Annotated in this window: 7 protein-coding genes; all 7 read left to right on the forward strand. The window is 55.4% G+C overall.

All coding sequences use genetic code 11. From position 1 onward, the window contains the following. The first annotated feature begins 246 nt into the window (after positions 1 to 246). The 7 genes from C230_RS0101440 to C230_RS0101470 all read left to right on the forward strand — a co-directional run bounded on the left by C230_RS0101440 (position 247) and on the right by C230_RS0101470 (position 7,700). Positions 247 to 2,028, forward strand: coding sequence for an adenine deaminase C-terminal domain-containing protein (locus C230_RS0101440; protein ID WP_018130299.1), 1,782 nt, complete (start codon positions 247 to 249; stop codon positions 2,026 to 2,028). Next, the gene (locus C230_RS0101445) at positions 2,025 to 2,795 is read left to right on the forward strand and encodes an enoyl-CoA hydratase/isomerase family protein (protein ID WP_018130300.1); all 771 of its coding nucleotides are present in this window, start codon (positions 2,025 to 2,027) and stop codon (positions 2,793 to 2,795) included. The genes C230_RS0101440 and C230_RS0101445 overlap by 4 nt, the downstream gene beginning before the upstream one ends. A 250-nt stretch (positions 2,796 to 3,045) precedes the next feature. Continuing rightward, complete coding sequence (locus C230_RS0101450) at positions 3,046 to 4,272, forward strand: ABC transporter substrate-binding protein (protein ID WP_018130301.1); 1,227 nt, start codon at positions 3,046 to 3,048, stop codon at positions 4,270 to 4,272. A 46-nt stretch (positions 4,273 to 4,318) separates the two neighbouring features. Further along, the gene (locus C230_RS0101455) at positions 4,319 to 5,188 is read left to right on the forward strand and encodes a branched-chain amino acid ABC transporter permease (RefSeq protein WP_018130302.1); all 870 of its coding nucleotides are present in this window, start codon (positions 4,319 to 4,321) and stop codon (positions 5,186 to 5,188) included. Then, a complete protein-coding gene (locus tag C230_RS0101460; protein WP_018130303.1) occupies positions 5,185 to 6,201 on the forward strand; it encodes a branched-chain amino acid ABC transporter permease in 1,017 nt (338 codons plus the stop codon). The genes C230_RS0101455 and C230_RS0101460 overlap by 4 nt, the downstream gene beginning before the upstream one ends. A 3-nt stretch (positions 6,202 to 6,204) precedes the next feature. Then, positions 6,205 to 6,993 (forward strand): ABC transporter ATP-binding protein, encoded by a 789-nt coding sequence (locus tag C230_RS0101465; RefSeq protein ID WP_018130304.1) that lies wholly within the window; start codon positions 6,205 to 6,207, stop codon positions 6,991 to 6,993. A gap of 2 nt (positions 6,994 to 6,995) precedes the next feature. Further along, positions 6,996 to 7,700 (forward strand): ABC transporter ATP-binding protein, encoded by a 705-nt coding sequence (locus tag C230_RS0101470; protein ID WP_018130305.1) that lies wholly within the window; start codon positions 6,996 to 6,998, stop codon positions 7,698 to 7,700. Positions 7,701 to 7,899 lie beyond the last annotated feature (199 nt).

Here is a 7,899-nt window from a genome sequence, read left to right on the forward strand (position 1 = left end):
GAAGCGTGCGCCGCAGTGGAAGGGAGTATAACGGGAAACAGGCAGCGCGGGGCAACAAGGCAATATCGGTTGGACGGAGTGACCGGTATTGTCTTGCCTCATTGCGGAGGCTGCACTGAACGGCCGGCCGCTCGAACAAGTGCCTGCGCTCGATTAAGGTTGTTTGCCGCACGCGAGTGCGGGAGGCAACGGGCCGATCGAACATGCCGGGTGGATGTGTTTCATGAAACTGGAGGAGGGGCTGGATTGGAATCGCGGGCAACGAGCTATGAACTGATCGAAGTGGCACAAGGCAGCCGGCCCGCCGATCTGTATATCAAAGGCGGAACGGTCATCAACGTCTATTCGGGAGAATTCATGAAACAAAACGTGGCGGTCTACCGGGACCGGATTGCCTATGTGGGTGGGAGCGAAGCGGCGATCGGCGATCAGACACAAGTGATCGATGCGAACGGCAAGTATATTTCACCCGGGTTTATCGAACCGCACGCACATCCGTGGGTAATTTACAACCCTGTAAGCTTTGCGGTCAAGGTTCTTTCCCTTGGTACCACCACGATCGTCAACGACAATCTGTTTTTCTATCTCCACATGGAAGTGGAAGGATTTGCGAAAATGGTGCGGGATCTGCAGGTGCTGCCCATCAATCATCTGTGGCTGGCACGGATCGTTTCGCAGGCCGATTACGTCGGCGAGCGGGACTATTTTGCTCCGGAACAGGTACAGCGTCTGCTTGAACTCGAACAGGTGGCGGGTACCGCTGAAGTCACGCGCTGGCCCCTGCTGTATAACGGGGATCCCTTCGCCATCCAAACGGTCGAGTATGCAAAACGGCTGGGAAAAGTGGTCGATGGTCATACCGCCGGCTGTTCGTATGAAAAATTGAACGCGATCGTCGCCGCCGGGGTGAGTGCCTGTCACGAAGCGATCACGGCGCAGGAGTCGCTGGACAGGTTGCGATTGGGCATGTGGACGACGCTGCGGAACAGTTCGCTGCGGCCCGATTTTCCAGAGGTCGTCAAGCTGATCACGGAAGCCAATATCCAGACACAGCGCATTCTGATGACCACAGACGGTCCGCATCCGGCCTACATTGAAGAAGAAGGATGCGTCGACGGGCTGGTCCGAAAAGCGGTGGAACTGGGTGTTGCGCCGATGCAGGCGATCCAGATGGCGACGATCAATCCGGCAACGTACCTGCGGCTGGATGATCAGATTGGGGGAATCGCACCCGGCCGCCGCGCCGATCTGCTGGTTCTGCCGGATCTGGTCGATTTCCGCCCGGAGCTCGTGATCTGCGGCGGGCGTGTCGTGGCTGAACATGGCAATCTTCTGGTTACGCCGCCCTCGATCGATTGGAGCCAATACCTGGCGGGCCCTGCATTTTCGATTCAAAAATCATTCCTGCAAGATCCCGATCTCTACCGCTATCCGCACACATCACCGGATGAGCCGGTGCCGGTGATCCATTTTCGCAGTACGGTGATCACCCAACCCAAATCGATCCACTTGCCCGTGAGGGATGGTTTTGCCGATATTTCGCAGCAGCCCGGCTTGTTGCTGGCCTGCCTGATCGACCGCCACGGCAGATGGGTGGCGCGGGGATTGTTGGAGAATTTCGCAACCACCCTCGACGGGATGGCCAGCACTTATAACACGACCACACATCCGCTCGTTATCGGCCGTGACCCTGTCTCGATGGCGATAGCTGCCGCCAGAGTGCACGAATTGGGCGGGGGAGTGGCCGTCGTTGACCGGGGCGAGGTGGTTTTGGAAATCCCGCTGCCGCTGACGGGCATGATGACCACCGACACTTCTTTTGCTACAGCGGTGGAATACCAGCGCCAGCTGTTGTCCGCCTTGCAGGAACGGGGTTACCCCTATCATGACATTCTCTATACTTTGTTGTTTTTGACATGTGACTTCTTGCCGGGATTGCGGCTGATTCCGCTTGGTTTGTATGATGTCAAGGCAAACCGGGTCATCCAGCCGGCCGTTCAGATGGAGAGAGAAAGGGTGAGAAGATGAACGACTACCGGACGATCCAGTTTTCTGTCGAGGACAGAGTAGCCACTCTCAGCCTGCGGCGATCACCGCTCAACGTCATGAACATGGAAATGATGCAGGAGATTGCAGATGCGCTCTCGTCTCTCACCAAAATGCAAGATGTCAACGCGCTGGTGATCCGCGCCGAAGGCAAGGCGTTTTTCGTCGGGGTTGCAGTTGAGAACCATCTCGGCGAAAAAGTGGAGCCGATGATCCATCTGTTTCACAAGATGTTTCATCTGTTGCTAAAAGTTCCGTGCCCGACGATCGCCGTCCTGGAGGGACCGGCCATTGGCGGGGGATGTGAACTTGCCACGTTCTGCGACATCGTGATTGCAAGCGAATCGGCTGCATTTGGTCAGCCGGAGATTAACTTGGGACTGTTTCCGCCTGTATCGGCCGTGGTGTTTCCATGGATGACAGGATTGAACCGAACGATGGAACTGCTCCTTACAGGAGACATGATCGACGCCCGGAAAGCGTATGAATGGGGGCTGGTCAATCGCGTTGTCGCAGCGGATCAGGTGGAAGCAACGCTTGCCGAACTGATTGAAAAGCTGCGTAAGAAAAGCGCGTTGTCGCTCTCGCTGACGCGAAAAGCAGTGCGTGCAGCGCTTGCCTCCTCGTTTGCCGGTGCTATCGGCAAGGTGGAACAAATTTACCTGCAAGAACTGATCCAGACCCATGACGCACAGGAAGGGCTTGCATCGTTCTTGGAAAAGCGTCAACCGATTTGGGCCAACAGGTGAGAGGAAAGCCTCGACAGCCCCCGTTCCTGATCGCTTCAGACTGGGCGGATCGCCGCCTTTTCGCGAATCACATGAATGACGAGTATCGGACGCGAGGCAGCAGCAATAAAGAAAGCGTCCGGCTCACGGCCTAAATTTACAGAAGTTTTACACGATTACAAATAATTAAAAAGCGGGTGAGCAGACAGAATCGGTTTGCAGCAACAGAATCAAATGTGTCATTTCAAAAAAAAATGATGGGGTGAGAAGTGTGAAAAAATTGCGGTTTACCTTCATCTCTTTACTGGTGGCAAGCGTTACGTGGATGACCGCCTGCGGATCAACGACTCCTTCCAACGGAACGAACGGCAGCGCAAATCCGGGTGGCGACAGCGGATCCGGCAAAGCGCCTGTCAAAATTGGAGCGGTTTTGCCTTATTCCGGCGTCTACGCCTCGCTGGGAGAAAATTTGACGCGCGGAATGGAACTCTATTTTGACAGTGTGAATTGGCAGGTGGCGGGAAGGAAAATCGAACTGATCAAGGAAGACGAGGAGAACGATCCCCAGGCCTCCTTGCGCAAACTGCGCAAGCTGGTGGAAAAAGACAAGATCGATATTCTCACCGGACCGGTCAGTACGGCTGTCGCTTACGCGCTGCGTGATGAGGTCGAGAGCAAAAAGATCCCGTTTCTGGTTTCACACGCCGGCGGCAACGACTTGACTCGCAGCAAACGGAGCGACTACATCTGGCGATCCTCGTTCAGCTCCTGGCAGATCGGTTACTCGATGGGCAAATGGGCTTATGAGAACGTTGGCAAAAAGATATATTTGACCGCGGCCGACTACGCTTTCGGGCACGAGGTTGTAAACGCTTTTAAAGAGGCCTATACGGCGGCCGGTGGACAGATCGTCGGGGAAGTCTATCCGCTGCTCGGCTCGAATGACTATGCCTCCTATCTGACCAAGATCAAGAGCGCCCAGCCGGAAGCGGTGTATGCGTTTTTTGCCGGCAGCGATGCGGTACGTTTCGTTCAGCAATACGAACAGTATGGGCTGAAAGGGAAGATTCCATTAATCGGTTCCGGCTGGTTAAACGCCGAGAACATTCGTCCGGCGCAAGGCAATTCGCCGGTCGGTATCCTCAGCACAATGTTCTGGGATTATAACCTGGACACGCCGGAAAACAAGGCGTTTGCCGAGGCCTACCAGAAAAAGTACAAGGAACGTCCCAGCATCGAATCGGTGGAAGGATATGATGCCGCTCGGATCATCGTCGAAGTACTGAAGAATCTGAATGGGGATACCTCCAACAAGCAAAAAGTCGCCCAAGCATTCGGTGATGTCTCGATTGTCAGCCCGCGCGGACCGATCAAGTTTGACAAAGAAACCCACAACATCATCCAAAACATGTACCTGATCAAGACGGAACTGAAAGACGGCAAAACGGAGAATTCCATAATGAAGACGATTGGGGAATTCAAGGATCCTGGAAAGTGACAGTGGCCGCACGGAGTTTGAGAACGGACGAAGGAGTTGGGTGTCCTTGGACATGATTGCGATCCAGTTGGTGAACGGATTGTCGTATGGTTTGCTGTTGTTTCTCATCACCAGCGGCTTGTCGCTGATCTTCGGTATGCTTGGCGTGTTAAACCTCGCCCACGGTTCACTGTATATGGTGGGGGCCTATCTGGCCCTCACCATTACCAGGAACGTCTCGGGCGATTTTGTCACCGCCCTGCTGGTAGCGCCTGTGCTGGTAGCTCTTTTGTGCTTACTGCTGGAAGTAGGACTGCTGCGTCCCACTTATCGGTTGGATCATTTGTCCCAGGTGCTGCTGACGTTTGGACTGGCTTACATGCTGCACGACCTGGTGCGCTGGATCTGGGGCTCGAATGTCCAATCCCTGCCGCTGCCGATTGGGCTGAGCGGATCTGTCGAACTGTTCGGACAGACGTTTCCGCTCTACCGGCTGCTGGTGATGGCCGGAGGGTTTGCCATCGCTTTGATCATGTGGTTGCTGCAGGAAAAAACACGCTGGGGTGCGATCATCCGCGCCGGCCTCAGCAACAAGGAGATGGTCAGCGGGCTGGGGATCAATATCAAACTGGTCTACACGATCGTTTTTGCTGTAGGCGGTCTGCTGGCGGGGCTGGGCGGTGTTGCAGCCGCACCGATTCTGGGGCTTTCGCCGGGTATGGAGTTTGAGATCCTGATCCTTTCCCTGGTCATCCTCGTCGTCGGCGGTCTCGGATCGATCACCGGAACCCTGGTCGCCAGCATCGTTGTCGGTCTGGTCGAGACGTTCGGCAAGGTGATGTTTCCGCAGCTCAGCCTGATCATCATCTTTGGATTCATGGCGGTTGTCTTGCTCGTTAAACCTACAGGACTTCTGGGAAAGCAGGTGAGTGGATGAGCAGTCGAATCGGCAGAGGGCTGGGATATGCCATCCTGTTTCTGCTGTTAGCGTCGATTCCGTATGCCGTTTCCAGCTATTTTGTCAGTATTGTGACGGAAATTCTGATCCTTGGCATCTTTGCGCTGAGCCTGAACATTCTGGTCGGTTACACGGGGCTCGTTTCGTTGGGACACGCCGCCTATTTCGGTGTGGGGGCCTACACCACAAGCCTGTTTGCGATTCACATATCCCCCAACCTGTTTGTCTCATTGTTGGCCGGGCTGATCGTGTCAGGCGTCGTCGCCGCCGTTGTCGGTTTTTTCTGCAACCGGGTGAGCGGATTCTACTTTTTAATGCTCACCCTGGCGTTTTCCCAGATGGTGTACGTGTTGGTCTACCGGTGGAGCAGCCTGACCGGCGGAGACAACGGTTTGGCGGGCGTGCCCAGGCCTGTGCTGGCGGAAGGTTTTTCGATGCAGGAAACGGGCCAGCTGTATGTACTGGTCTTGTTGGTGTTCGCCCTGACTTTCCTCTGCCTGAAGGTCGTTCTGTACTCCCCGTTCGGCCGGATTTTTGTCGGCATCCGCGAAAACGAGACGAGGATGAAGGCGATCGGATACAACCCCACATTTTACAAAAATGCGGCGTTCATCTTGGCCGGTGGGCTGGCAGGGGTAGCCGGCAGCCTGTATTCCTATTTCAATGGTTTCGTCTCGCCGAAGGATATGTACTGGACGATGTCGGGGGAAGTGCTGATCATGGTGTTGATCGGCGGCGCCGGTACGCTGCTGGGTCCGGTTTTGGGAGCCGCTTTCATGGTGGTTTTGGAAACGATCGTCAGTTCGTACACAGACCTGTGGATGCTGATCGTCGGTCTCACCTTTCTCCTGTTTGTCATCTTTGTTCCCAAAGGAATCGTGGGCCTCACCTGGCGGGGGAAAACGGGACGCGCGGCGAATCGGCCCGCCCCGGTTCAGGTCGGGAGCGGGAAATCGGTCTCGGAAGCGAAACTGGAAAGGAATGGGGTGTGACAGATGGGGGTGCCAGCGGAGGAAAAAATCGTTCAACCGGACGCTCTGCGCGTCGAGGGCTTGGGGAAGCGGTTTGGCGGGCTGGAAATTTTAAAAAACCTGACATTCACCGTGCGACACGGCGAGCGGCGGGCGTTTATCGGCCCCAACGGAGCGGGCAAAACGACGCTGTTTAACATGATTGCAGGCGATCTGCAGCCGACTGCCGGCGACATTTTCTTTTTCACGGAAAACATCACGCGCCTGCCAAATTACCAACGCGTGCGCAAAGGCATGGTGCGAACCTTCCAAAAAAACAACCTGTTCAGCGAGTTGTCCGTACTGGAGAATTTGCTGTTGGTGCTGCAGATGAAAACGGGCACCGGGCGGGTCTGGTACCGTATCCGTTCCCGGCGTCGTTTTCCGGACATCTATGACCTGGCGGACGAGCTGCTTGCCACCTGGGGACTGGCGGAGAGGAGCCACACGCTGGTGAAGCATCTCTCTTACGGCGAGCAGCGGCAGTTGGAAATCCTGCTCGGGATTGCGACCGAGCCGAAAATCCTGCTGCTGGACGAACCGACAGCCGGCATGTCGAATCAGGAAACGCAGCAGATTCTCAAGCTGCTGCAGCAAATGCCGCGGGATCTGACACTGTTGATCATTGAACATGACATGGACGTCGTCTTCGGGCTTGCCGATCGGGTGACAGTTCTGTACAACGGCGGCATACTGCTGGAAGGAGACCCCCGAACGATCCAGACGGATCCCCGTGTGTACGAAATCTATTTTGGCAAGAAAGGAGGCGTGTGAGCATGCTGCAGGTGGAACAGATCGACACCTACTACGGGGACAGCCACGTTCTGCACGGCGTCTCGCTGACCGTGGAGAAAGGTTCCCTGTCGGTTCTGCTGGGGCGAAACGGAATGGGCAAGACGACGACGATCCGATCAATCATCGGGTTTACGCCTCCGCGCAGGGGGAAAATCGTCTTTGCGGGTACTCCGATCCAGCAGCAACCCCCGTACAAAATCGCACGCCTGGGGATCGGCCTGTCGCCGCAAGGGAGAGGAATCTTCCCCAATCTGACGGTCAAGGAAAATCTGGAGATTGCGGCGAGAGCCGGCAAGTCGGGTTCACGTTGGACGCTGAACGATATTTACCGGCTGTTTCCCCGCCTGAAAGAGCGGGAGGCGTTTTTGGGAAGCAACCTGAGCGGCGGCGAGCAGCAGATGCTGTCGATCGGCAGGGCGCTGATGACCAATCCCGATTTGCTGCTGCTCGACGAGCCGTCGGAGGGGCTGTCGCCGATCATGGTGCAGGAAGTGATGAAGATCATCTCGACGCTTAAAGCGAAAGGACTGTCCATGCTGATGGTGGAGCAGAATCTGTCGATGGCGTTGGCCCTTGCCGACCGGGTCTACATTCTCAGCAAAGGCCAGGTCGTGTTTGCCGGAACTCCAGTCGAACTGCAGCAGAATCACCACATCCAGACGCAATATCTGGGAATGAGTCACTAAGCAGCGCGAATCGTATGAGGGCGCCGGCGCAGCTTCCCGGTGAACAGTTTGGAATCCGGCAGTTCTACTATTTAGCGTTTAATTAACTTTCGTCTAAAAAACATAATATAGAGAAAATAAAAGAAAACGCAAGCATTCCCAAGATAGCAAGGGTTTCATCCTCAAACACCCGGTTCGCATGAATTGAAAATAGTAGATC

Origin of the sequence: Effusibacillus pohliae DSM 22757, from assembly GCF_000376225.1 — a bacterium.
Taxonomy (GTDB): Bacteria; Bacillota; Bacilli; order Tumebacillales; family Effusibacillaceae; genus Effusibacillus; species Effusibacillus pohliae.

Coding starts and splice junctions, on each gene's coding strand:
- C230_RS0101445 (WP_018130300.1), top strand. CDS start 2,025: ATGAACGACTACCGGACGATCCAGTTTTCTGTCGAGGACAGAGTAGCC.
- C230_RS0101460 (WP_018130303.1), top strand. CDS start 5,185: ATGAGCAGTCGAATCGGCAGAGGGCTGGGATATGCCATCCTGTTTCTG.
- C230_RS0101465 (WP_018130304.1), top strand. CDS start 6,205: ATGGGGGTGCCAGCGGAGGAAAAAATCGTTCAACCGGACGCTCTGCGC.
- C230_RS0101470 (WP_018130305.1), top strand. CDS start 6,996: ATGCTGCAGGTGGAACAGATCGACACCTACTACGGGGACAGCCACGTT.